Source organism: Paraburkholderia atlantica (assembly GCF_009362785.1).
Classification (GTDB): domain Bacteria; phylum Pseudomonadota; class Gammaproteobacteria; order Burkholderiales; family Burkholderiaceae; genus Paraburkholderia; species Paraburkholderia atlantica.
In genome coordinates this window covers 117447-142777 of sequence record NZ_WHNQ01000011.1, presented here as the reverse complement: position 1 = coordinate 142777, position 25331 = coordinate 117447, and the positions used below count along the sequence as shown (strand labels likewise).

At 63.2% G+C, this 25331-nt stretch carries 25 protein-coding genes; 22 read left to right on the top strand and 3 right to left on the bottom strand.

Features of this window, described 5'->3' with window-relative positions; translation table 11 throughout:
• Position 1: 1 nt before the first annotated feature.
• Positions 2-1018: an HpcH/HpaI aldolase/citrate lyase family protein gene (locus tag GCT19_RS18020; RefSeq protein WP_152852668.1), complete on the bottom strand. Its 1017-nt coding sequence runs from the start codon at positions 1016-1018 to the stop codon at positions 2-4.
• Between the two features lie 191 nt (positions 1019-1209).
• Positions 1210-2193, bottom strand: coding sequence for a malate dehydrogenase (locus GCT19_RS18015; RefSeq protein WP_018438465.1), 984 nt, complete (start codon positions 2191-2193; stop codon positions 1210-1212).
• A gap of 539 nt (positions 2194-2732) precedes the next feature.
• On the opposite strand from GCT19_RS18015, the gene GCT19_RS18010 reads away from it, so the two are divergent.
• The 11 genes from GCT19_RS18010 (at position 2733) to leuB (ending at position 12510) form a co-directional block, all read left to right on the top strand.
• Positions 2733-3533, top strand: coding sequence for a GntR family transcriptional regulator (locus GCT19_RS18010; RefSeq protein ID WP_026229263.1), 801 nt, complete (start codon positions 2733-2735; stop codon positions 3531-3533).
• Positions 3534-3690: 157 nt separating this feature from the next.
• Positions 3691-4107 (top strand): succinate dehydrogenase, cytochrome b556 subunit, encoded by a 417-nt coding sequence (gene sdhC, locus GCT19_RS18005; protein ID WP_013092931.1) that lies wholly within the window; start codon positions 3691-3693, stop codon positions 4105-4107.
• A gap of 3 nt (positions 4108-4110) precedes the next feature.
• The gene (sdhD, locus tag GCT19_RS18000; protein ID WP_018438468.1) at positions 4111-4479 is read left to right on the top strand and encodes a succinate dehydrogenase, hydrophobic membrane anchor protein; all 369 of its coding nucleotides are present in this window, start codon (positions 4111-4113) and stop codon (positions 4477-4479) included.
• A gap of 4 nt (positions 4480-4483) precedes the next feature.
• Positions 4484-6259, top strand: coding sequence for a succinate dehydrogenase flavoprotein subunit (sdhA, locus tag GCT19_RS17995; RefSeq protein ID WP_018438469.1), 1776 nt, complete (start codon positions 4484-4486; stop codon positions 6257-6259).
• 26 nt (positions 6260-6285) lie between these two features.
• The gene (locus GCT19_RS17990) at positions 6286-6990 is read left to right on the top strand and encodes a succinate dehydrogenase iron-sulfur subunit (RefSeq protein WP_008924387.1); all 705 of its coding nucleotides are present in this window, start codon (positions 6286-6288) and stop codon (positions 6988-6990) included.
• An 84-nt stretch (positions 6991-7074) separates the two neighbouring features.
• Positions 7075-7347, top strand: a complete 273-nt coding sequence (locus GCT19_RS17985; RefSeq protein WP_008924386.1) for an FAD assembly factor SdhE — start codon at positions 7075-7077, stop codon at positions 7345-7347.
• Positions 7348-7419: 72 nt separating this feature from the next.
• On the top strand, positions 7420-8721 hold the full coding sequence (gene gltA, locus GCT19_RS17980; RefSeq protein ID WP_013092934.1) for a citrate synthase: 1302 nt from the start codon (positions 7420-7422) through the stop codon (positions 8719-8721).
• A 319-nt stretch (positions 8722-9040) separates the two neighbouring features.
• Positions 9041-10450 carry a 3-isopropylmalate dehydratase large subunit gene (leuC, locus tag GCT19_RS17975; RefSeq protein WP_152852667.1) on the top strand — a complete coding sequence of 470 codons (1410 nt, stop codon included), beginning with the start codon at positions 9041-9043 and terminating at the stop codon, positions 10448-10450.
• 5 nt (positions 10451-10455) lie between these two features.
• Entirely contained in the window at positions 10456-10614 is a 159-nt protein-coding gene (locus tag GCT19_RS17970; RefSeq protein WP_013092936.1) for an entericidin A/B family lipoprotein, read from the top strand.
• Between the two features lie 85 nt (positions 10615-10699).
• Positions 10700-11353, top strand: coding sequence for a 3-isopropylmalate dehydratase small subunit (gene leuD, locus GCT19_RS17965; protein WP_013092937.1), 654 nt, complete (start codon positions 10700-10702; stop codon positions 11351-11353).
• A gap of 89 nt (positions 11354-11442) precedes the next feature.
• Positions 11443-12510 (top strand): 3-isopropylmalate dehydrogenase, encoded by a 1068-nt coding sequence (gene leuB, locus GCT19_RS17960; RefSeq protein WP_152852666.1) that lies wholly within the window; start codon positions 11443-11445, stop codon positions 12508-12510.
• Positions 12511-12641: 131 nt separating this feature from the next.
• Here the strand turns inward: leuB and GCT19_RS42775 are convergent, their stop codons facing one another.
• A complete protein-coding gene (locus GCT19_RS42775) occupies positions 12642-12839 on the bottom strand; it encodes a hypothetical protein (protein WP_193727413.1) in 198 nt (65 codons plus the stop codon).
• Here GCT19_RS42775 and asd point away from each other — a divergent pair.
• The 11 genes from asd to GCT19_RS17905 all read left to right on the top strand — a co-directional run bounded on the left by asd (position 12838) and on the right by GCT19_RS17905 (position 25302).
• Positions 12838-13959: an aspartate-semialdehyde dehydrogenase gene (asd, locus tag GCT19_RS17955; protein WP_026228392.1), complete on the top strand. Its 1122-nt coding sequence runs from the start codon at positions 12838-12840 to the stop codon at positions 13957-13959. The genes GCT19_RS42775 and asd overlap by 2 nt on opposite strands.
• A gap of 138 nt (positions 13960-14097) precedes the next feature.
• On the top strand, positions 14098-16668 hold the full coding sequence (locus GCT19_RS17950; RefSeq protein WP_193727412.1) for a FimV/HubP family polar landmark protein: 2571 nt from the start codon (positions 14098-14100) through the stop codon (positions 16666-16668).
• Positions 16665-17477, top strand: coding sequence for a tRNA pseudouridine(38-40) synthase TruA (gene truA / locus GCT19_RS17945; protein ID WP_018433946.1), 813 nt, complete (start codon positions 16665-16667; stop codon positions 17475-17477). The genes GCT19_RS17950 and truA overlap by 4 nt, the downstream gene beginning before the upstream one ends.
• Positions 17474-18184, top strand: a complete 711-nt coding sequence (locus tag GCT19_RS17940) for a phosphoribosylanthranilate isomerase (RefSeq protein WP_152852708.1) — start codon at positions 17474-17476, stop codon at positions 18182-18184. The genes truA and GCT19_RS17940 overlap by 4 nt, the downstream gene beginning before the upstream one ends.
• Before the next feature lie 59 nt (positions 18185-18243).
• A complete protein-coding gene (gene trpB / locus GCT19_RS17935) occupies positions 18244-19437 on the top strand; it encodes a tryptophan synthase subunit beta (RefSeq protein ID WP_013092943.1) in 1194 nt (397 codons plus the stop codon).
• 9 nt (positions 19438-19446) lie between these two features.
• Positions 19447-20361 (top strand): DNA-methyltransferase, encoded by a 915-nt coding sequence (locus tag GCT19_RS17930; RefSeq protein WP_018433944.1) that lies wholly within the window; start codon positions 19447-19449, stop codon positions 20359-20361.
• A gap of 80 nt (positions 20362-20441) precedes the next feature.
• Positions 20442-21254: a tryptophan synthase subunit alpha gene (gene trpA / locus GCT19_RS17925; RefSeq protein WP_152852665.1), complete on the top strand. Its 813-nt coding sequence runs from the start codon at positions 20442-20444 to the stop codon at positions 21252-21254.
• Between the two features lie 78 nt (positions 21255-21332).
• Entirely contained in the window at positions 21333-22205 is an 873-nt protein-coding gene (gene accD, locus GCT19_RS17920) for an acetyl-CoA carboxylase, carboxyltransferase subunit beta (protein WP_013092946.1), read from the top strand.
• A gap of 229 nt (positions 22206-22434) precedes the next feature.
• Positions 22435-23745, top strand: coding sequence for a bifunctional tetrahydrofolate synthase/dihydrofolate synthase (gene folC, locus GCT19_RS17915; protein WP_152852664.1), 1311 nt, complete (start codon positions 22435-22437; stop codon positions 23743-23745).
• Positions 23746-23774: 29 nt separating this feature from the next.
• Positions 23775-24743 carry an SPOR domain-containing protein gene (locus GCT19_RS17910; protein WP_152852663.1) on the top strand — a complete coding sequence of 323 codons (969 nt, stop codon included), beginning with the start codon at positions 23775-23777 and terminating at the stop codon, positions 24741-24743.
• A gap of 7 nt (positions 24744-24750) precedes the next feature.
• A complete protein-coding gene (locus tag GCT19_RS17905) occupies positions 24751-25302 on the top strand; it encodes a CvpA family protein (protein WP_018433940.1) in 552 nt (183 codons plus the stop codon).
• Positions 25303-25331 lie beyond the last annotated feature (29 nt).

Genomic DNA, 25331 nt, shown 5'->3' with positions numbered 1-25331 from the left:
CTTATGCCACAGACTGTCCGTTAGCGCCCACTTGCGCAAAGAGCGGTGTCGCTTCTTGCGGAACAGCGCGGCCGGTGCTCTGCGCGCGGCGCAGCACCGACCAGTAGTAGCGGTAGCTCGCGCGGTCGTGCAGCGTATCACCATGACGCGTCGGGCCCCAATGCGCGGACTGCGCGGCCAGCAGGATTTCGGTGGCCGTCGCGATTTCTTCGTCGCGCGGCGCGAACGTGGCGACGATCGCCTCGATCTGCGCCGGATGGATGCTCCACATGCGCGTGTAGCCGAATTCATTGCGGGCGCGCTGCGCGTCGTTTGCGACCACGCTCATGTCGCGCACTTCCGTGCTGACGTTGTGCGACGGCACCTTGCCGTACGCATGGCAGGCCGCCGAAATCTCGAGCTTCGCGCGCCGCACGAGCGGATGATCGAATTGGCCCGGCGAGCGCATCGCGGTATCGGGGATCGCGCCATCGTGCGCGGAGACGAAGTCCATCAGGCCGAAGCTCAGCGCCTCGACGCCCGGCAGCGCGGCCAGTTCGAACACGCGCGTGAGCGCGCCGTGGGTTTCGACCAGCAACTGCACCGGCACTGGCTGCGTGATGCCGAGTTCGCGCCGCGTCGCCTCGATGAACGCGATCATTTCGGCGGCATCGTGGACATTGCGGATTTTCGGCAGCGTGATGTAAGCGGGTGCCCGCTTGGCGGCGCGCAGAATGAGGCGGACGTCGTCGCGCCAGTGCGTGTGAGCGAAGTCGTGGATGCGCACGCCGACGCGGCCGAAGCGGTCATGCTCGCTGCCCAGCAGCGATGCGACCAGTTCCGCATGCTCGGCCTCGCGGCCGACTTGCGCGCCGTCTTCGCAATCCAGCGTGATATCGAACGCCGGGCCGAGTTGCTGCTGTAACGCGAGCGACTTCAGCATCAGCTTTTCGCTGCCCGCGTAGTGATCGCAGGCGGGCAGCACAGCGGGCGGCGCTTCGCCCTCAAACAGCACTTCGGCGGGTGTGAGAACGCGCATCTTCGGCGTGTAGGGCGTGGTGAGGATTAGGGATGTCGGATTCGGGCGCGCTCTGCGCGAGCGCTGTCGGGCGACGGCAAAGCACGTTCGAATCAGAGGCGAATGGCGACGATCGCAGCGCCATTCGCACGAAAAAAACCGGAACCCGCCGCGCTGACGCTTCGGAGTTCCGGTTCATCGGCATCAGATGCTTAGCCGAGCAGGTGCTGAACGCCGTCGCGCTCTTCCAGCAGTTCCTGCAGCGTGCCGTCCATCTTTTCGCGCGAGAACGCGTCGATTGCCAGACCTTCGACGCGCTTGTACTCGCCGTTTTCGCAGGTCACGGGCACGCCGTAGATGATGTCTTCGGGGATGCCGTACGAGCCGTCCGACGGGATGCCCATCGTGACCCACTTGCCGTTCGTGCCGAGCACCCAGTCACGCACGTGGTCGATCGCAGCGTTGGCCGCCGATGCCGCCGACGACAGGCCGCGCGCTTCGATGATCGCCGCGCCGCGCTTGCCGACGGTCGGGATGAACGTGTTGCGATTCCATTCTTCGTCGTTGATCAGCTTGGTCAGGTCCTGACCTTCAGCCGTTGCGACGCGGAAGTCCGGGTACATGGTCGGCGAGTGGTTGCCCCACACGGCGAGCTTTTCGATCGACGCGACCGGCTTGCCCGACTTGGCGGCCAGTTGCGACAGCGCGCGGTTGTGGTCCAGACGCAGCATTGCGGTGAAGTTCTTCTTCGGCAGATCCGGCGCCGACTTCATTGCGATGTACGCGTTCGTGTTGGCCGGGTTGCCGACCACCAGAACCTTCACGTCGCGGCTGGCGACTTCGTTCAGCGCCTTGCCCTGAACCGTGAAGATTTCGGCGTTGGCCGACAGCAGATCCTTGCGCTCCATGCCCTTCGAACGCGGACGCGCGCCGACGAGCAGTGCAATGTCAGCGTCCTTGAACGCGACCTTCGGGTCGTCCGTGATCACGACGCCCGACAGCAGCGGGAATGCGCAATCATCCAGTTCCATCACGACGCCTTTGACGGCGGCTTGCGCTTGCGGCAGATCGAGCAGTTGCAGGATCACCGGCTGGTCCTTGCCGAGCAGGTCGCCATTGGCGATGCGGAACAGCAGGGAGTAAGCGATTTGACCTGCGGCGCCAGTGACGGCAACGCGCTTTGCGGGCTTAGCCATTGAGAAATCTCCAGGACGATGCGTTAGACGCTAGGGAAAACGCCATTCTATATGCGCGTTCAGCGAAGCGTTGTGAAACACGGCGGAATTCACTGTTCGCGTGCGGGCTCGGAATGTGCCGAGACCGGGCGGCGCGCTGCGGCAAGACCGCCGTGCCGGAAATCTGTACTACCGAGCGGGGACGGGATGGCCCAGGGCTTACGCCGGGCGGGGCCGCAACTGCACGGTGCGGGCTCCTGCAAACAGCGCGTTTCGGCGAGTGTCGGGCCAACGACTGCAGCACGGATACAGCACGCGAATGCAACGGATGGCGGCGAATCGAAACCTGGACTGCGTAGGGGACGGCATGGTGCAGAGTGGCTGCCGGAGCATCGCGGCGCTGCATCAACAGCTGCCGAAAAATCCCGCAAACCCTTGCTCGACAAGGAGTGTAGGAGTCGAAACCGACAAAGTCAACAGTATCTTATGTCTTATATAAGACACATCTATCGAAGGGAAAACCCTAGACGTGCCCCGGCGCTTTATGATGAAATGCGCGCATGAATTCGAACCCGGCGAATCCTGTAAACCCGAATGGCCAGGGGGCCGCGGGCGAAGGTGTATCCGCTGTTTCCGCTGCTGCGTCGCCTACTTTTAGCCCTTTGTATCAGCAGATCAAAGGCTTGATCACGCAGAGCCTCGAAAGCGGCGAATGGAAGCCGGGCGAGATCATTCCGAGTGAAGTCGAACTGGCCGCGCGTTTCAAGGTGAGCCAGGGTACGGTCCGCAAGGCGATCGACGAACTGGCCGCCGATAACCTGCTGGTGCGCCGTCAGGGCAAGGGCACCTTCGTTGCGACGCACAACGAAGAGCGCGCGCAATTCCGCTTCCTGAGACTGCTCGCCGACGACGGCGTCGAGCATCCGCACGTGAGCCGTCTGCTCGAATGCCGGCGGCTGCGCGCATCGGCGGAAATCGCCCGGCAGCTCGATCTGAAGCCGGCCGATCCGGTCGTGCTGATCAAGCGTTTGCTGCAGTTCGACGGCGAAGCGACCGTGCTCGACGAGATCTGGCTGCCAGGCGCCGTATTCCGCGGGCTCACGCTCGAGCGGCTTTCGGAGTACAAGGGTCCCCTCTACGCGATGTTCGAGACGGAATTCGGCACTCGCATGATTCGCGCGACGGAAAAAATCCGCGCGGTCGCGGCGGAGCCTTCCGTGGCGGACCTGCTGCATGTGCCGGCGGGTTTTCCGTTGCTCTCGGTCGAGCGCGTGTCCTATACCTATGGGGACCGGCCGGTTGAAGTCCGGCGAGGTTGGTATGTCACAACCGGGTATTACTATCAGAACGATCTGAGCTGAATCGGGCTGAAACGAGGCGCGACGTCCCACACGCGTGCCGATCGGAAGGCGCTTTCATTACGCGCGCAGCAAAGGACCTAGCGTGGTTTTCGCTGCAGCGCGTTATAAAAAGGCGCTAAAATTGCGGATTAGTGTGACTACATAGTAGGGGTCTAGCATGGCAGAAGCGGTAAAGAAACCGAGGCCGGAATTCCGGAACATCGGTATTGGGCAAATATTGACGGCATACCGTCTCCCGCTGGCGGGGCGCGTGTCGATTCTGCATCGCGTGAGCGGTGCCTTGTTGTTTCTTTTCCTTCCGTTCCTGCTGTTCCTCTTCGATCAGAGCCTGACTTCCGAACTGAGCTTCGAAGTCTTCAAGGGCTTCCTCTCCAACATCATCGTCAAGCTGATCACGCTGGTTCTCGCGTGGGCTTTCCTGTTCCACTTCTGCGCCGGCATCCGTCACCTCCTGATGGATACGAATCACGATGCCGTGTCGAAGGAAAAGGGCAAGTCGACCTCTATCGTCGTGTTCGTCGTGTCGTCGCTGCTCACTATCGCATTCGCGGCAAAACTGTTCGGAGCATTCTAAAAAATGGCAGCCAATAACCGAATCGGTTCGAAGCGTCTCGTCGTCGGCGCGCATTACGGTCTGCGCGACTGGCTCGCGCAACGCGTCACCGCCGTCGTGATGGCGGTGTACACGGTGATTCTGCTCGCGTGGTTCTTCCTCGCGCGCGACTTCTCGTACGACGGCTGGGCGTCGATCTTCGCGACGCAGTGGATGAAGCTCGCCACGTTCGTCACGCTTCTCTCGCTGTTCTATCACGCGTGGGTTGGTATCCGTGACATCTGGATGGACTACGTGAAGCCCGTTGGCACGCGTCTCGTCCTGCAGGCGCTGACGATCCTCTGGCTGCTCGCATGTGCGGGCTACGCTGCGCAGATTCTCTGGAGAGTATAAAAGCATGGTTGCAATCAAGAATTCTCTGCCGCGTCGCAAGTTTGACGTGGTTATCGTCGGCGCGGGCGGCTCGGGGATGCGCGCGTCGCTGCAACTGGCGCGCGCCGGTCTGTCGGTTTGCGTGCTGTCCAAAGTGTTTCCGACGCGTTCGCACACGGTCGCTGCCCAGGGCGGCATCGGCGCTTCGCTCGGCAACATGAGCGAAGACAACTGGCACTATCACTTCTACGACACGATCAAGGGCTCCGACTGGCTCGGCGACCAGGATGCGATCGAGTTCATGTGCCGTGAAGCACCGAACGCCGTCTACGAACTCGAACACTTCGGCATGCCGTTCGATCGTAACGCCGACGGCACGATCTATCAGCGCCCGTTCGGCGGCCACACCGCGAACTACGGCGAAAAGCCGGTGCAACGCGCCTGCGCGGCGGCTGACCGTACCGGTCACGCGCTGCTGCACACGCTGTACCAGCAGAACGTTGCTGCCAAGACGCAATTCTTCGTCGAATGGATGGCGCTGGACCTGATCCGCGACGCCGACGGCGACGTGCTCGGCGTGACCGCGCTGGAAATGGAAACGGGCGACGTCTACATCCTCGAAGGCAAGACCACGCTGTTCGCCACGGGCGGCGCGGGCCGGATCTTCGCGGCATCGACCAACGCGTTCATCAACACCGGTGACGGCCTCGGCATGGCGGCCCGTTCGGGCATCGCGCTGCAGGACATGGAATTCTGGCAATTCCACCCGACCGGCGTGGCCGGCGCGGGCGTGCTGATCACCGAAGGCGTGCGCGGCGAAGGCGGTATTCTTCGCAACTCGAACGGCGAGCGTTTCATGGAACGCTACGCGCCGACGCTGAAGGATCTGGCGCCGCGCGACTTCGTTTCGCGTTCGATGGACCAGGAAATCAAGGAAGGCCGCGGCGTGGGTCCGAACAAGGATCACGTGCTGCTCGACCTGTCGCATATCGGCGCCGAGACGATCATGAAGCGTCTGCCGTCGATCCGCGAAATCGCGCTGAAGTTCGCGAACGTCGACTGCATCAAGGAGCCGATCCCGGTCGTGCCGACCATCCACTACCAGATGGGCGGTATCCCGACGAACATCAACGGCCAGGTCGTCGGTACGCCGAAGGGCCACGAAGAAGTCGTCAACGGTTTCTACGCAGTGGGCGAATGCTCGTGCGTGTCGGTGCACGGTGCGAACCGTCTCGGCACGAACTCGCTGCTCGACCTCGTGGTGTTCGGCCGTGCTGCCGGCAACCACATCGTCAAGCACGTGAAGGAACTGAAGGAACACAAGCCGCTGCCGGCAGATGCAGCCGACTTCTCACTGTCGCGTCTGGCGAAGCTCGATAGCTCGTCGTCGGGCGAGTACGCACAGTCGGTCGCGAACGACATCCGCGGCACGATGCAGAAGCACGCAGGCGTGTTCCGTACGTCCGCGCTGCTGGCCGAAGGCGTCGAAGCCATCCGCGAAGTGGCGGCACGCGTCGACAACATCCATCTGAAGGACAAGTCGAAGGTCTTCAACACGGCCCGCGTCGAAGCGCTGGAAGTGGCGAACCTGATCGAAGTGGCGCGCGCCACGATGGTCTCCGCCGAAGCGCGCAAGGAAAGCCGTGGCGCGCACGCGCAAAACGACTTCGAACATCGCGACGACGAAAACTGGCTGCGCCATACGTTGTGGTTCAGCGAAGGCGATCGCCTCGACTACAAGCCGGTTCACATGCAGCCGCTGACCGTCGAATCGGTTCCGCCGAAAGCGCGTACCTTCTAAGGCACAAGTCAAAGGAATTCAGAGAAATGGCCAAGCGTACATTTGAAATTTACCGCTACGATCCGGACAAGGACGCCGCTCCGCGCATGCAAACGTACGAGATCGAAATCGACTCGCACGAACGCATGCTGCTCGACGCGCTCGTCAAGCTGAAGGCACTGGATGAAACCCTGTCGTTCCGTCGCTCGTGCCGCGAAGGCGTGTGCGGTTCGGACGCAATGAACATCAACGGCAAGAACGGCCTCGCGTGCCTGACGAACCTGAACGACCTGCCGCAGAAGATCGTGCTGCGTCCGCTGCCGGGCCTGCCCGTCGTGCGTGACCTGATCTGCGACTTCACGCAGTTCTTCAACCAGTATCACTCGATCAAGCCGTACCTGATCAACGATACGCCGCCGCCGGAAAAGGAACGTCTGCAGTCGCCGGAAGAGCGCGACGAGCTCGACGGTCTGTACGAATGTATCCTGTGCGCGAGCTGCTCGACGTCGTGCCCGAGCTTCTGGTGGAACCCGGACAAGTTCGTCGGCCCGGCTGGTCTGCTGCAAGCCTACCGCTTCATCGCGGATAGCCGCGACCAGGCAACCGGTGAGCGCCTCGACAACCTGGAAGACCCGTATCGTCTGTTCCGTTGCCACACGATCATGAACTGCGTCGACGTTTGCCCGAAGGGTCTTAACCCGACCAAGGCAATCGGCAAGATCAAGGAATTGATGGTTCGCCGCGCTGTCTAGTATCAATGAGCCCCGCGCTCCCTGGCGCGTGCTGTCCCCGAGAGGGCAGTCAGTGCGCTTGGGCGCGGTGCGGGGTGTACCGACATGACCGATACATCGCATCAGTCCGACCCTCTCCGCCGCGCGCGTCTTCGCTGGCGCGCACGGCGGGGCCTGCTGGAAAACGACCTGATTTTCGAGCGTTTTTTCAGCCGATATGAGCATGACCTCAGCGATGCCGACGTTGGCGCACTCACGCGCCTGCTCGAGCTGAGCGATAACGACCTGATGGACTTGCTACTCGCACGCAAGGAACCAGAAGGCGATCTAGCCGACCCGGACGTGGTCCGGGTTCTGGAGTTGCTGCGCAATGCTTGAGCGCCGCCAGTCCGTTGTTCCAGGCGTGCAATTATCGAAACCCTGTATCCATACTTCGATTGAGGATGTGCTATGACCCCGTCAGATGTTAAAGCCACGCTATCGTTCAGCGACAATTCGCCGAGCGTTGAAATGCCGATTTACAAGGGCACGATTGGCCCGGATGTAATCGACATTCGCAAACTGTACGGCCAGACCGGCAAATTCACGTACGACCCGGGCTTCATGTCGACGGCGGCGTGCAATTCGGCGATCACCTACATCGACGGCGACAAGGGCGAACTGCTCTACCGCGGGTACGCGATCGACAACCTCGCGCAAAACGCCGACTTCCTCGAAACCTGCTACCTGCTGCTGAACGGCGAGCTGCCGAACGAAAAGCAGAAGACCGAATTCGTCGGCACCGTCACGAAGCACACGATGGTGCACGAGCAGATGCAGTTCTTTTTCCGCGGCTTCCGTCGCGACGCGCACCCGATGGCGATTCTGGTTGCCGCAGTCGGCGCGCTGTCGGCGTTCTATCACGACTCGCTCGACATCAATAACCCGCGTCACCGCGAAGTGTCGGCGATCCGCATGATCGCGAAGCTGCCTACGCTGGTGGCAATGGCGTACAAGTACAGCATCGGCCAGCCGTTCGTTTATCCGAAGAACGACCTGTCGTACAGCGCGAACTTCATGCGCATGATGTTCTCGAACCCGTGCGAAGAGTACGTGGTCAACGACGTGCTGGTGCGCGCGCTCGACCGCATCCTGATCCTGCACGCGGATCACGAGCAGAACGCGTCGACGTCGACCGTGCGTCTCGCCGGTTCGTCGGGCGCGAATCCGTTCGCGTGTATCGCGGCCGGTATCGCGTGTCTGTGGGGCCCGGCGCACGGCGGCGCGAACGAAGCCGCGCTGAACATGCTGGAAGAGATCGGCTCGGTCGACAACATTCCTGAGTTCATCAAGCAGGTGAAGGACAAGAACTCGGGCGTGAAGCTGATGGGCTTCGGCCACCGCGTGTACAAGAACTACGACCCGCGCGCGAAGCTGATGCGCGAAACCTGCCACGAAGTGCTCGAAGAACTGGGCCTGCACGACGACCCGCTGTTCAAGCTCGCGATGGAACTCGAAAAGATCGCGCTCGAAGACGAATACTTCGTGTCGCGCAAGCTGTACCCGAACGTCGACTTCTACTCGGGTATCGTGCAGCGCGCGCTGGGCATTCCGACGTCGATGTTCACGTGTATCTTCGCGATGGCACGCACGGTCGGCTGGATCGCGCAGTGGAACGAAATGATCGCCGATCCTGAGCAGAAGATTGGCCGTCCGCGTCAGCTGTTCATCGGCGAGACGCTGCGTCAAGCGAAGCCGATCGCACAGCGCTAAGCGCTGATCGACCTCGATACGCGCGCTTGGCCGCGGTATTCGTGCCGCGCACAAGCGCGAAGTCGAAGAAACTAAAACGCCTCAACGGGTCTACCGTTGGGGCGTTCCTGTTTCTACGGCCGCCGCGGGTCGCGCATGCGGCGCATTGGCGCCGGCGCTCGCCGACGCTTGCCGGGTAACACCGATACAGGTATTGGCACTACCAGCCAACTCCATGTTTTTTATCGGTTTTTTCGCTGTTTAAGCGGCCCATCGCGGTGCGGCGCGTGGCATAATCGACCGACACAGTCAGCCCGCAGTCATTACTACCCCGCATACCATGGCACAGACTCTCTACGACAAATTGTGGAACACGCACGTGGTCCACACGGAAGACGACGGCACCGCGATTCTTTACATCGACCGTCACCTGCTGCATGAAGTGACCAGCCCGCAGGCGTTCGAAGGCCTGAAAATGGCCCACCGTCCGGTGTGGCGCATCAGCGCGAATCTGGCCGTGTCCGATCACAACGTGCCAACCACGGACCGCAGCCACGGCATTGCCGATCCGGTCTCGAAGCTGCAGGTCGACACGCTCGACGCGAACTGCGACGCCTTCGGCATCACGCAGTTCAAGATGAACGACCAGCGTCAGGGCATCGTCCACATCATCGGGCCGGAACAGGGCGCTACGCTGCCGGGTATGACGATCGTCTGCGGCGACTCGCACACGTCCACGCACGGCGCGTTCGGCGCGCTCGCGCACGGCATCGGCACGTCGGAAGTCGAGCACGTGCTGGCCACGCAAACGCTGCTGCAGAAGAAGAGCAAGAACATGCTCGTGAAGGTCGAGGGCCAACTGCCGCGCGGCTGTACCGCGAAGGACATCGTGCTCGCGATCATCGGCAAAATCGGCACCGCGGGCGGTACCGGTTACGCGATGGAATTCGGCGGCTCGACGATCCGTTCGCTGACGATGGAAGGCCGCATGACGGTCTGCAACATGGCGATCGAAGCGGGCGCGCGCGCCGGCATGGTCGCCGTAGACGACACCACGGTCGAATACCTGAAAGGCCGCCCGTTCTCGCCGCAGGGCGCCGAGTGGGATCACGCGGTCGAGTACTGGAAGCAGTTCAAGTCAGACGAGGGCGCGCACTTCGATCACGTGGTCGAGTTGAACGCCGCCGAAATCGTGCCGCAGGTCACCTGGGGCACGTCGCCGGAAATGGTTACCCCGGTCGACGGCCGCGTGCCGGATCCGGAGCGCGAGAAGGACCCGGTCAAGCGCGACGCGATGGAACGCGCGCTCAAGTACATGGCGCTCGAGCCGAACGCGCCGATCGAGTCGATCAAGCCGGATAAAATCTTCATCGGGTCGTGCACCAACGCGCGCATCGAAGACATTCGCGCCGCGGCTTACGTCGTGAAGAAGCTCGGCCGCCGCGTCGCGCCGAACATCCGTCTGGCGATGGTCGTGCCGGGTTCGGGCCTCGTGAAGGCGCAGGCGGAGCGTGAAGGCCTCGACAAGGTCTTTACCGAAGCCGGGTTCGAATGGCGTGAGCCGGGCTGCTCGATGTGTCTGGCAATGAACGCCGACCGGCTCGAGCCGGGCGAGCGCTGCGCGTCCACGTCGAACCGGAACTTCGAAGGTCGTCAGGGCGCCGGTGGGCGCACGCACCTGGTGAGCCCCGCAATGGCCGCGGCTGCAGCCATCGAAGGGCATTTCGTCGACATTCGCAAGCTTGGATGAATCGCATGATGAAGAACATGAATCGCATCACTCTATTGCGCCGCTTCGCACTCGGCACGCTCGCCGGGCTTCTGCTCGGGCTGGCCGGATGCAACACGGTGCACGGATTTGGCCAGGACATGTCGCACCTCGGCAATTCGATCAGCAATCACGCTGAGAAATAAGCGGTTTTTGATTTTTGCCGGCGATGCGGCGCGGGGGTTTCCAGCCGCCAGTCGCATCGCCCGGTCCTGAACAGGCGCAAGCGTCATGGATAAATTCATCGTACACACCGGCGTCGTGGCGCCGCTCGATCGCGAGAACGTCGACACGGACGCGATCATTCCGAAGCAGTTCCTGAAGTCGATCAAGCGCACGGGCTTCGGTCCGAACGCGTTCGACGAATGGCGCTACCTCGACCACGGCGAACCGGGTCAGGACAACTCGAAGCGTCCGCTGAACCCGGACTTCGTGCTGAACCAGCCGCGTTACCAGGGCGCCTCGGTGCTGCTCGCGCGCAAGAATTTCGGCTGCGGCAGCTCGCGCGAACACGCCCCCTGGGCGTTGCAGCAGTACGGCTTTCGCGCGCTGATCGCGCCGAGCTTCGCCGACATCTTTTACAACAACTGCTTCAAGAACGGCGTGCTGCCGATCGTGCTGACCGAACAGCAGGTCGATCATCTGTTCAACGAGACGTATGCGTTCAACGGCTTCGAGCTGACGATCGACCTCGAAGCGCAAGTCGTGCGCACGGCCGACGGCGGCACCGAATATCCGTTCGAAGTCGCGGCGTTCCGCAAGTACTGCCTGCTGAACGGTTTCGACGACATCGGCCTCACGCTGCGTCACGAGGACAAGATCCGCCAGTTCGAAGCGGAGCGTCTCGCGAAGCAACCGTGGTTGAACAATCGCCTCGTCCGTTAAGCGAACCCGGGAGAGCGTACGCGCGTGAAGTGCGCGCGCCCGCGTCGGTTTGCGCCAGAAAGACTCGAAAAAATCATCAAGGAATTCGCATGAAGATCGCAGTATTGCCGGGCGACGGCATCGGTCCCGAAATCGTTAAGGAGGCTGTCAAGGTCCTGAACGTGCTCGGCGAGAAGTTCGAACTCGAAGAAGCGCCGGTCGGCGGCGCGGGCTACGAAGCGAAGGGCCATCCGCTGCCCGATTCGACGCTCGCACTGGCCAAGGAAGCCGACGCGATCCTGTTCGGCGCGGTCGGCGATTGGAAATACGACAAGCTCGAACGCGCGTTGCGCCCTGAGCAGGCGATCCTCGGTCTGCGCAAGCACCTGGAGCTGTTCGCGAACTTCCGTCCGGCGATCTGCTACCCGCAGCTGACGGGCGCGTCGTCGCTGAAGGAAGAGATCGTTTCGGGTCTCGACATCCTGATCGTGCGCGAACTGAACGGCGACATCTACTTCGGCGCGCCGCGCGGCGTGCGTACGTCGCCGGACGGTCTGTTCGCCGGCGCGAAAGAAGGCTTCGACACGATGCGCTATTCGGAACCGGAAGTGCGCCGCATCGCGCACGTCGCGTTCCAGGCGGCGCAAAAGCGCGGCAAGAAGCTGACCTCGGTCGATAAAGCCAACGTGCTCGAAACGTCGCAGTTCTGGAAGGACGTGATGATCGAGGTGTCGAAGGAATACGCGGACGTCGAGCTGTCGCACATGTACGTCGACAATGCCGCGATGCAACTCGTGAAGGCGCCGAAGTCGTTCGACGTGATCGTGACCGGCAACATGTTCGGCGACATCCTGTCCGACGAAGCAGCGATGCTGACCGGCTCGATCGGCATGCTGCCGTCGGCGTCACTCGACAAGAACAACAAGGGCTTGTACGAGCCGTCGCACGGTTCCGCGCCGGATATCGCCGGCAAGGGTGTTGCGAATCCGCTCGCTACGATTCTCTCCGCCGCGATGATGTTGCGCTATTCGCTGAACAAGGCCGAGCAGGCTGATCGCATCGAAACCGCGGTGAAGAAGGTGCTCGAACAGGGCTATCGCACCGGCGACATTCTCACGCCGGGTTGCAAGCAGGTCGGCACCGCCGCGATGGGCGACGCCGTCGTTGCCGCGCTGTAAAACGCGTGCGGTAGTCAGGTCACCAATATTGACCTTTAAAGCGCGATTCGGCCTTGAAACAGGCCGAATCGCGCGTCGTACGGCGAAGAACGCCGCCAGTTTTCTGTTTTCGTGTATATTGTTGTGATGGCTCAGATCTCCCGAATCTCCTCGATTTCCAAATTGCACGGCACAACGGCCCGTGCAATCGAGTTCGCCATTACCATCAAAACCATTACCCCGAAAACGATCACGAAGCGCTGATCGTCCGTCGTGCCCGCCCATCTTCCCCGCGCGGTCACCGCGGGCAAAGATGCGGGGAAGTTTCCATTCGAAGGGTATGAAGTCATGAACGTAGGTCTCGTAGGTTGGCGCGGCATGGTCGGCAGCGTCCTGATGCAACGCATGCAGCAGGAAGGCGATTTCGACTTGATCGAACCGGTGTTTTTCAGCACCAGCAACGCGGGCGGCAATGCGCCGTCGTTCGCCAAAAACGAGACCAAGCTCAAAGATGCGACAAGCATCGAAGACCTGAAGAAGTGCGACGCGATCATCTCCTGCCAGGGCGGTGACTATACGAACGAAGTGTTCCCGAAGCTGCGCGCAGCGGGCTGGAACGGCTACTGGATCGACGCGGCTTCGTCGCTGCGCATGAAGGACGATGCGGTCATCATTCTCGATCCGGTCAACCTCGACGTAATCAAGAACGCGCTCGTCAAAGGTCAGAAGAACTTCATCGGCGGCAACTGCACGGTCAGCCTGATGCTGATGGCGCTGGGCGGCCTGTTCCGCGAAAACCTCGTCGACTGGATGACGGCCATGACGTACCAGGCCGCATCGGGCGCAGGCGCGCAGAACATGCGCGAATTGCTGTCGCAAATGGGCACGCTGCATGGCGCAGTGAAGAACGAACTCGCAGACCCGGCTTCGGCGATTCTCGACATCGACCGTCGCGTGCTCGAAGCGATGAACAGCGACAGCATGCCGACCGACCATTTCGGCGTGCCGCTCGCGGGCTCGCTGATTCCGTGGATCGACAAGGATCTCGGCAACGGCATGTCGAAGGAAGAATGGAAGGGCGGCGCGGAAACCAACAAGATTCTCGGCAAGCCGGCCATGGGCACGCCGGGCTCGATTCCGGTCGACGGTCTGTGCGTGCGGATCGGCGCAATGCGCTGCCACTCGCAAGCGCTCACGATCAAGCTGAACAAGGACGTGCCGCTCGACGAAGTGAACAGCATCCTCGCGTCGGGCAACGACTGGGTCAAGGTCGTGCCGAATGAGCGCGAAGCGTCGATGCGCGATCTGTCCCCGGCGGTCGTCACCGGTACGCTGACGGTGCCGGTCGGCCGCGTGCGCAAGCTCGCGATGGGTGGCGAATATCTGTCGGCCTTCACGGTCGGCGATCAGTTGCTGTGGGGCGCGGCCGAACCGCTGCGTCGTATGCTTCGCATTGTGCTCGACAAGTAAAGTAAACTACGCGCTCACGACGCGTAGACAACTCAAGAAGCGTCGCGCTTGCGCGGCGCTTTTTTCATTCTGTGCTCCGATTATCTTGTCTCTTTCCACTCGCAAAAAAGGCTGCGCGCTGACGCGCCAGGAGTCCCGATGAACTTTCGACGCTCCGCTCTTCGGGCCATGTTCATTTGTCACGAGAAGGTGCGATTAAGCAGCCGTCCGGCGGCGATGGCCGCTGGTGCCGCTTTCGCCGTTGCGCTGCTCGGCGGTGGCGCGGTCAATGCGCTTGCCGCGCCGGCTAGTGTCACGAGCGCGCCGGATATCGCTTCCGCTGGCAGCTCAACTACCGCTGTCGTTGCTGTTGCCGCGGGCACTCAGTACACGGTACGCGCGGGGCAGTCGCTGAACGATGTCGCGATCGCTATTACGCAGTCGCGTGACCGTGCGGTTCTTGCGCGCGCGACGCGCGCATTGTTCGACACGAATCCGGCTGCCTTCATGAATCATGATCCGAGCCGCATGCGTGTGGGCGCGGTGTTGATCGTGCCGGCGCTCGATGCGTCGGGGGCCTTGTCGGCTTCGTCGACTGGCGCCGCGGCAGGGGCGTCGGAGTTCACGGCGGCTGCGCCCGCTTCCGCGCCGACGGCGGCGCCGGCCGCGGCGGCCGCCAGCACGGCGAGTGCGGCCAGCGCCGCAGCTCAAGCGACGACGCCAGCCGCATCCGAGGTGTCTGGCGCGGCCAGCGCGGCGGTAACGACTGGCGCGTCGGCGGGAGGCGTGGCTTCGTCCGCGCCGGCGGCTGGCTCGGCGCCGGTGGCGGCGAGTGGCACGCAGGAATGGACCGGATCGATTCAACCGGCGGCGAGCGCACCTGCCGGACAAGCGCCGTCGGCGGCAACCGCGACTGCACCGGCGGCCGCAGCCGCGCAGGCGGCTTCGCAGCCGCGTCAGCAGGTATCGAGTCTGCAGCAATTGCTGGCGCTGAAAAACCGTGTGCTGATGGAGTTGCAGAAGCACGGTATCGGCGGAGTGCCGGTCGCTTCGGGCCCCAAGCCTACTAGCAGTGCGCAGCCGGCAGCGGCAGGTTCCGCGGCGACAGCGTCCGCGACGCCGCAGCACGCGAATGCGGCGACGTCGCCGGCGAATGAGGGCGGCCTGTCTCAGCGCGACCTGAGCATTGCGGCGGCGGTGGGCGCGGCACTGATCGTTCTGCTCGCCGCTCTGCGCATGGGTCGCCGCAAGCGCGATAAGGAGGCTTCGGCACGGGCTGCCGAGGCAACCGATGCCGCAGTGGCGGGGTCGGCGCGTGACGTTGATTCAAGCAATGGCAGCGCCGTGGCAGGGCAGGCGGCGGTCACGGAAGCATCGGACGCGCGAGAGCAGGAGCTTGCACGGCAGGCGGCTGCTGCGGCAGCGGCGGAGCATGCGGCTGCGGAGCGTGAGGCAGCCGAGCGTGAGGCAGCCGAGCGGGCAGCGGCAGAAAACGCGGCGGCGGAACGTGCGGCAGCCGAACAGGCCGCCGCGGAAAGAGCCGCAGCCGAACAGGCGGCACAGGAGCGAGCCGCAGCAGAGCGAGCAACGGCCGAGGAACAAGCCGCGGCGGAACGCGCGGCAGCGGAACGCGCAGCCGCCGAACAGGAAGCAGCACGCGTCGCCGCCGAACATGCGGAAGCGGAACGCACAGCAGCAGAACGCATCGCCTCCGAGCGCGCCGCAGAGGAACAGGCAGCACGGCAAGCAGGCACACCCGAACACACCGCACCGACGGCGCCACTCGCCGGCATCCCGCTATCCGGCGAAAGCGAGCCGTCCACTGAACCACCAGCGGTCGCACCGGCCGCTGACGAGACGCTGCGCTCCGCGGCCACGGCCGCCAATCTCGCCGCCGCGGCACAACTCGGCGCCGACGCGTTGCCGCTGGGACCGCTCGCACCGGTCATCGGCGCGACGCAGGACGAGGATGCGCATCGCGTGCAATGGGACGAAGTATCCACGGAAAGCCCGACGGCAGATAAAGCGACAGGCGCGACCACAACCCCAAGCCCAACAGAAACGCCCTCGACCGCACCGCACACCGCGACGGCCGAACCGCAGTCCCCCTTGAACGTTCCACCCCCAGTGATCGATTTCCCGCAACACCAGATCGAACCGCGCGCCACCACGTCGCTCGGTCAGCCGTTCAGCGACATGCCCGTGCCGGCGCAACCCGCGCCGTCCGCGCCGACCGAATTCCCGCGCGACGCCGTCGACGCATTCGGTAGCCTGAACATGCCGCTGCCGCCGCGCATCGAAGTGCCCACCGTCGGCGAAGCGGAGCCTCCCAAGTCGCTGTCGACGCAACCGGTCGCATCGCCCGACACGACCGCGCAGCAGGCCTTCGGCGTCCACGGCGCAGACGACGCGCCGCACATCGCCGACCAGATCGCCGCCGGCACAGCGGGTCACGGCGCCGTTGCGGGTCTCGGCGCGGCTGGCTTCGGCGCGCTGAAGCTCGACTTCGATCTCGAGTTGCCGCCGAGCCCGGCCCAGCCGCTGCCGGCCTTCACGCAGGCCGATCTGGCCCGCATCGCGCGCAACAAGCTGGAGTTGGCCTCCGAGTACATTGAGCTCGGCGACCTGGGGGGCGCCCGCGCGCTCATCAACGAAGTGATCGAAGCGAACGATCCGGCCACGCGCACTGAGGCTCGCGCGTTGCTTTCGACCCTCGCACCGCTGTCGTGAAGCGCATCGCACTAGGCGTGCAGTACGACGGCGCCGCGTTCGCTGGATGGCAGTCGCAGCCGCATGGCAACACGGTTCAGGACGAGCTCGAAAGGGCGCTGCGCGAATTCACCCGCACGCCCGTGCAGACGGTGGTCGCCGGCCGCACTGACCGCGGCGTGCATGGCTTGGGGCAGGTCGTGCATTTCGACACCGAACTCGACCGCGTCGACATTTCCTGGGTGCGCGGCCCGAACGCGTTTCTGCCGAAGACAATCGGCGTGCAATGGGCCAAGCCGATGCCCGACGATTTTCACGCGCGGTTTTCGGCATTCGAGCGGACCTATTACTACGTGCTGTACGTGAGTCCGGTTCGCTCGCCGATGCTCACGACGCGCGCCGGCTGGGTGCACACGCCACTCGACGTCGACGCGATGCGCTCGGCCGCCGAGCACCTGATCGGCGAGCACGACTTTTCGGCGTTTCGTTCGTCGCAATGCCAATCGAAGACGCCGTTCAAGCACCTGTACCAGATCGACGTCAAACGACAAGGTAACTTCGTGCATTTCCGCTTCCGCGCGAACGCGTTCCTGCATCACATGGTGCGCAACGTGATGGGCTGTCTGATCGAAATCGGCAGCGGCCGCCGCCCGGCCGCGTGGATGGCCGACGTGCTCGCGAGCCGTAGCCGCGACTGCGCGGCGCCGACCTTCATGCCCGACGGCCTGTATCTCGCGCAAGTGGGCTATCCTGAGCAATTCGGCGTGCCCGATCCCGCGACGGGCAGCGTGCCGTGGAGCAGCGTATGGACCGAGCAACCAGAAACATGAAAGCAGCAGAGAACCCCGCCAACGAGACCGACGCCACCGCCTTGCAAGGCGTGCCCCATCGCACGCGCATCAAGCTGTGCGGACTGTCGAAGCCCGCCGACATCGCACACGCGATCGACCTCGGCGCCGACGCGATCGGTTTGGTGTTCTACCCGCCGAGCGCGCGCTCGGTGAGCGTCGCGCAAGCGGTCGAACTCGTGCACGATGTGCCGCCGTTCGTGTCGGTCGTCGGGCTGTTCGTCAACGCGACGCCGGAATGGGTCCAGGAAGTCGCGAGCAATGTGAACCTGACACTCTTGCAGTTCCACGGTGACGAGACGCCGCAACAGTGCGAGACGCTCGCCGGCGTAGCGGGTTTGCCTTGGTTGCGTGCGTTGCGAGTCGCGGCGGATACTCGATCGGCCGATTTGGTAAAATCGGCGTTCAACTATTCAGCAGCCAGTGGTCTTCTGTTCGACACCCATGTCGAAGGCTACGGCGGCGGCGGGAAGGTTTTCGATTGGTCACTTATTCCAGCAGAGCTCGCGCGTCGGGCCGTTTTGAGTGGTGGGTTGAACACGCAAAACGTCAGTGATGCGATCCATCGCGTGCGCCCGTACGCGGTCGATGTCTCGAGCGGCATCGAAGTGCCGGGCGCCCGGGGCGTGAAAGATCACGCCCGGATGGCGGCGTTCGTACGCGCGGTGCGCGCCGCGGACGCTGAATGATTCAGGCTCGCGGCGCTTTCCGATGAAAGCCGCGAGCCATCCTGAGAAGAGTGATCACCATGTACAACTTGCCTGACGAAAGAGGCCACTTCGGCCAGTTTGGCGGCGTGTTTGTAGCCGAAACGCTGTTTTCCGCACTCGACGAGCTGCGCGAAGCGTACGAGAAATATCAGAAAGACCCGGAATTCGTCGCCGAATATGAGCGTGAACTGAAGTACTTCGTGGGTCGTCCGTCCCCGATTTATCACGCACAGCGCTGGAGCGAATTGCTCGGCGGCGCGCAGGTTTATCTGAAGCGTGAAGATCTGAATCACACCGGCGCGCACAAGATCAACAACGTGATCGGCCAGGCGCTGCTCGCCAAGCGCATGGGCAAGCCGCGTGTGATTGCGGAAACCGGTGCCGGTCAGCACGGCGTGGCCACGGCGACGATCTGCGCGCGCTTCGGCATGGAGTGCGTGGTTTACATGGGCGCCGAGGACGTACGTCGTCAAGCCGCCAACGTGTACCGCATGAAACTGCTCGGCGCGACCGTCGTGCCGGTCGAATCGGGCTCACGCACGCTGAAGGACGCGCTGAACGAAGCGATGCGCGACTGGGTCACCAACGTCGAAAACACGTTCTACATCATTGGCACGGTTGCGGGTCCGCATCCGTATCCGATGATGGTGCGTGACTTCCAGCGCGTGATCGGCGACGAATGCCGCGTGCAAATGCCCGAGCTCGCCGGTCGACAGCCCGATGCCGTCATCGCATGTGTTGGCGGCGGTTCGAATGCGATGGGTATCTTTTATCCGTATATCGACGATAAATCCGTGCAGTTGATCGGTGTCGAAGCGGCCGGCGACGGCATCGAAACGGGTCGCCACGCGGCTTCGCTGATCGGCGGCAGCCCCGGTGTGTTGCACGGCAACCGTACGTATCTGCTGCAGGACGAAGACGGTCAGATCATCGAGACGCATTCGGTGTCGGCAGGCCTCGACTATCCGGGCGTCGGGCCCGAGCATGCGTGGCTAAAAGAGAGCAATCGCGCGCAATATGTCGGCATCACCGACGAAGAGGCCCTGAAGGCGTTCCACGATTGCTGTCGTATCGAGGGCATTATTCCTGCACTGGAGTCGAGCCACGCGCTCGCCTACGCCACGAAGCTCGCGCCGACCTTGTCAAAAGACAAGATTCTGCTGGTCAACCTGTCGGGCCGCGGCGACAAGGACATGCACACGGTCGCCGAGCGATCGGGTATCCAGTTCTGAGCCGCGACGATGCGCGACGAGTTCGACGAGCCGCAGCCGGCGATTGAAACTACGAATCCGGCCGCCGAAGTACCGGCGACCGCGGCATCTGCACCCCTGCTAGCGCAAGTGCCGGCCGGCATTCAGCTGTTGAACCGCGATTTTCTGACCGATGTAGCGAACATTCCCGATGGGTCGATCGACCTGATTGTCTGCGATCCGCCGTATGGGCTGGGGAAGGACTATGGCAACGACTCGGACATGCGTACAGGCGAGGAATTTCTCGTCTGGACGCGTGGCTGGCTCGAGCTGGCTGTCCCGAAGCTCAAGCCGTCGGGTTCGCTCTATATTTTCTGCACCTGGCAATATGCGCCGGAAATCTTCAGTTTCCTGAAGACGAAGCTCGTGATGGTTAACGAAATCATCTGGGACCGGCGCGTGCCGAGTATGGGTGGCACTACGCGCCGCTTCACGTCGGTGCACGACAACATCGGTTTTTTCGCGGTGTCGAAGGACTACTTCTTCGATCTGGATCCCGTCCGCATCCCGTACGATGCAGTCACGAAGAAGGCGCGTTCGCGAAAGTTGTTCGAAGGAAGCAAGTGGTTGGAGCTTGGCTATAATCCGAAGGATGTCTGGTCGGTCTCGCGTCTGCATCGGCAGCATGCCGAGCGCGTCGCGCACCCGACCCAGAAACCTCTGGAAATCGTCGAGCGGATGGTGTTGTCCAGTTGCCCGAAGGGCGGTCGCGTGCTCGACCCGTTCATGGGCAGCGGCACCACCGCAGTCGCTTGCGTCCGTCATCAGCGCGAATTCGTCGGCTATGAGATCAACGAAAGCTATTGCGCGATAGCGCGTGAGCGCGTCAGCGCCGCCGCTACACCTGCTGCGCCGCGTCGGGCCCGAGCGAAGCCGAAAGTGCAGCCTTCGACCGAAGTGCAGTGAAATGCGCGAAATGCGCCGCTAATTTCGCCTAATGGCGCGCGACGATGAGCGCGCAGTAGCCCTAATTCGAGAATACTTCCATGTCCCGTATCAAGAACACGTTTGCCGCGCTGGCCGCCCAGGGTAAGAAAGGCTTGATCCCGTTCATGACCGCTGGCGACCCGGACCCGGCTCGCACGGTCGAATTCATGCACGCGCTCGCCGCCGGCGGCGCCGATGTCATCGAACTTGGCGTGCCGTTCTCCGACCCGATGGCCGACGGTCCGGTGATCCAACAGTCGTCCGAACGCGCGCTCGCGAAGGGCGTGTCGCTGCGTCACGTGCTGGCCGATGTCAAACACTTCCGTGAAACCGACGATAAAACCCCGGTCGTGCTGATGGGCTATGCGAACCCGATCGAGCGGATGGGCGCCGAGGCCTTTGCGAAAGCCGCGAAAGAAGCCGGGGTCGACGGTGTGCTGGTGGTCGATTATCCGCCTGAAGAATGCGCTAACTTCGCGCAACAGATGCAATCTGCCGGTATCGATCCGATCTTTTTGCTCGCACCGACTTCAACCGACGAACGTATCGCCGAAGTCGGCCGGATCGCCAGCGGCTATGTCTACTATGTGTCGCTGAAAGGGGTCACTGGCGCAGCAAATCTGGACGTTTCCAGCATCGCGAGTAAAATCCCGGCCATCAAGTCGCGCGTCCCCCTGCCAGTGGGCGTCGGTTTCGGCATTCGCGACGCGCAAACGGCGCGTGCGGTGGGCGAGGTGGCCGATGCCGTCGTGATCGGCAGCCGTATCGTTCAATTGCTCGAACAGGCAGCGCCCGACGCCGCTGCCGAGACCCTCACGCGTTTCGTTGCCGAAGTGCGCGAGGCGCTCGATAGCGTCGCGACTGCCCGATAACAGTTATTTTTGTCGCGGTAACGTGAGCGGCGGGTTCGTCCCACCGTTTGCGCGACTGCTGACCCAGAAGGATTCCCTATGAGCTGGCTCGATAAGCTGCTGCCGCCAAAAATCAAACAAACCGACCCGAAGAACCGCAAGGGAATTCCGGAAGGCCTGTGGATCAAGTGCCCGTCGTGCGAAGCCGTGCTGTATCGCAACGACGTCGAGGCCAATCTGCATGTTTGCCCGAAGTGCGACCATCACATGCGCATCGGCGCACGTGAGCGGCTGGACAGCCTGCTCGATCCGGAAGGCCGCTACGAAATCGGCCAGGAAATCGTTCCGGTCGACGCGCTGAAGTTCAAAGATAGCCGCAAGTATCCCGAGCGCATCAAAGAGGCGATGGACGAAACCGACGAGACCGATGCAATGGTCGTGATGGGCGGCGCGATTCACACGCTGCCGGTCGTCGTGGCGAACTTCGAGTTCTCGTTCATGGGCGGCTCGATGGGTTCGGTGGTCGGCGAACGTTTCGCGCGCGGCGCACAGAACGCGCTCGAACAGAAAGTGCCGTTCATCTGCTTCACCGCTTCGGGCGGTGCGCGGATGCAGGAAAGCCTGCTGTCGCTGATGCAGATGGCGAAGACCACCGCGATGCTCACGAAGCTGGCCGAAGCCAAGCTGCCGTTCATCTCGGTGCTGACCGACCCGACGATGGGCGGCGTGTCCGCGAGTTTCGCGTTCCTCGGCGACGTCGTGATCGCCGAGCCGAAGGCGCTGATCGGCTTTGCCGGCCCGCGCGTGATCGAACAGACGGTGCGCGAGAAGCTGCCGGAAGGATTCCAACGCGCCGAGTTTCTGCTGCAAAAGGGTGCGATCGACATGATCGTCGATCGTCGCAAACTGCGCGAAGAGATCGCGCAATTGCTGGCGCTGTTGAGCCATCAGCCGGCGGACGCGGTCGCGTAAGAACCGGGCACCGAAGCAATCAAAAATAGCGCGCCGCGTGAGCAATCAAGCGGCGCGCTGTCATTTCCAGGATAATTACGGTCGCCTGCGATGCCGTTGCGCGGTTTATGCGCACAAACCCGGCCTCCGCCGATGACCGGCGACCCGCGATCCCGACCGCAACCGCCTGACCAGCACCCTTCGCAGCACTGCAGAACTGAACTACCGCGACTCACTCAAGATTCACCCGATGACGACATTCCCCACTCTCGAAGCGTGGCTCACGCACCTTGAATCCGCGCATCCGGTCGGCATCGACATGGGTTTGAGCCGCATCTCCCAGGTACGCGATGCGATGCAGCTGTCGTTCGCCTGCCCGATCATCACGGTCGGTGGCACGAACGGCAAAGGCTCGACCTGCGCGATTCTCGAAGCGATTCTGCTGCGCGCGGGCTATACGGTCGGTTGTCACACGTCGCCGCATCTGCTGTCGTTCAACGAGCGCGCGCGCATCAACGGCGCAATGGCAAGCGACGCAGATCTGCTGCCGCATTTCGAAGCGGTCGAAGCCGCGCGCCAGAGCCTGGCCAAACCGGTTTCGCTGACCTACTTCGAATTCACGACGCTGGCGATCATGAGTCTGTTTGCGTCGCGCGGCCTCGACGCGGTGATTTTCGAAGTCGGCCTCGGCGGGCGTCTCGACGCGGTCAATATCCTCGATACCGACTGCGCGATCATCACGAGCATCGATATCGATCACACCGACTATCTCGGCGACACGCGCGAAAAAATCGCCTTCGAAAAAGCCGGTATCTTCCGCCCCGGCAAGCCGGCAATCTGCGCGGACCCGGTGCCGCCGCAATCGCTGATTGATCACGCGGAAAACATCGGCGCGCAATTGTGGCTGTTCGGGCGCGACTTCCGATACGAAGGCCAGGCCGGCAGCGAGCGCCAGCAGTGGAGCTACGTCGGTCCGACGCTGCGGCGCTCGGCGCTCGCGTATCCGTCGCTGCGCGGCGCGAATCAGCTGATCAACACGTCGGCGGCGCTGGCCGGGCTCGAAGCGTTGCGCGACCGTCTGCCGGTGTCGGCGCAGGACATCCGGCTCGGCATCGCCAACGTGGATCTGCCGGGCCGCTTCCAGGTGCTGCCGGGCAAGCCGTCCATCGTGCTCGACGTCGGACACAATCCGCATGCCGCCGCCGTGCTTGGGCAGAATCTCGGCAACATGGGCTTTTTCCCGTACACGTACGCGGTGTTCGGCGCGATGCGCGACAAGGACATCGCCGGCGTGCTCAGTCATCTGAAAGGCGAGATCGATCACTGGTGCGTGACCGATTTGCCGACCCCGCGCGCCGCGTCCGCGCAAGAGCTGGAAACCGTGTTGCGCGAGCTCGGCGTGGAAGACAGCGCCGACAGCAGCGTCACGCGTTACGCGACGCCGGCAGAGGCTTTCCAGGACGCGCTAAAACGTGCGTCAGAGAATGATAGAATCGTGGTTTTCGGCAGTTTCTATACGGTAGCGGGTGTGATGGCCTACCGGAAATCGCAGCAACACTGAGCGGGCGCCAAGCTCGAACCAAGCGATTCATGGGAATTTTCTCGTTCGGCAAGAAAGACGACGCGCCCAGCCGGCGCGGCGCAAACACCAGTTCCAATCGGGTCGCCCGGGGTGAGCGCGTCGAGCGGCGCACCCGCCGCACCGAGCGCCCCGTCGATGCAGATGCAATGCTGCTCGACCCCACGCTGCCGGAAAAGCAGCGCGCGCGCCGCCGGCTCGTCGGTGCAATCGCACTGGTCGTCGCGGCGGTGATCATTCTGCCGATGGTGCTGGATTCGCACCCGAAGCCCGTCACCGACGACATCTCGATCGACATTCCTAGCCGGCCCGCGCCGAGGCTCTCCAGATCCACCGCCAACGAAGACGTGCAAGCCGGCGTCGCGCCGGACAATCCGCCGGCCGCCGATAGCGGCATCGCCGCGTCCAGCCTCGCACCGGCAGCGACCGCGGCATCCGCGGCGACTACGACTACGGCGGCGGCCCCGGCCTCTGCCGCGAAACCAACCCAATCGACTCAAGCGTCCGCAGCGAAACAGGGCACGACCTCGTCCGTCGCAACCGGCACCGTCACCGCCGCAACGCCGAAGCCCGCCGCGAAGCCGCAAACGCAGTCGCTTGCCGCCAACCCCAGTCCCGCCGCGCCCGCCAAACAGACGAAAGCACCCGCCGCCGCACCGTCGGCATCGACCGACGACGACGCGAACCCGGCCACCGCCAGCGCCGACGCGAACTCCGGCACGCCGGCCTCGCCGCCGGGCAACCGCTTTGCGGTGCAGCTCGGCGCGTTCTCGAACGAAGCGAATGCGCGCAATTGGGCCGCGAAGTTGAAAGCGGCAGGCGTGCCCACATATATCGAGCACAGGAAGCAAGCCGACGGTTCGACGCTGACCTTGCTGCGTGCGGGCCCGTTCGCCGACCGCGCGGCGGCCACCGCCGCTGTCGCGAAGGTCCGCGAGGCGGGCCTCGTGTCGGGCTCGAACGGCGGCAGCGCACAGTAAGCGAGCGATGTTCACTGCCTTCGACTACGCTGTAATGGCGGTGATCGGTTTGTCGGCGCTGCGAGGCGCCTGGCGCGGTTTGCTGTCGGAAGTGTTTGGTTTGATCGGCTGGATCGCGGCGTTTTTCATCGCTTGCGAGTTCGTCGGCTATGTGGTCCCGTATATCCCGTCCACGTGGCCGGGCGGCGCGTTGACGCAGTGGCTGCTGGCTTTTGCGCTCGTGGTGATCGGCGTAGTGCTGGTCACGAGCGTGGTGAGTGCGCTGCTCAGCCGCCTCGTGCAGGTCACGGGCCTGGGCGGTGCGGACCGCTCGCTCGGTTTGATGTTCGGCCTCGTCCGCGGGGTCGTTCTGGTGCTGATTCTGGTCGCCCTCGCAGGCTTGACCGAACTGCCCAAAGAGGAATTCTGGCGCAACGCGCTGCTTCGTCCGTATGCGGTTGCGGGCGTACGCGCAATGAAACCGCTGCTCCCCGAGGCGCTCGCCGCTTACGTCCATGTGGACGATCCGGGCGCCCCGAGCAACGCGCAACAGGACTCCGGCGCATACCGGTTGCCTTGACGGCGTAGCGCGTCCCGTCGCATCAAAGC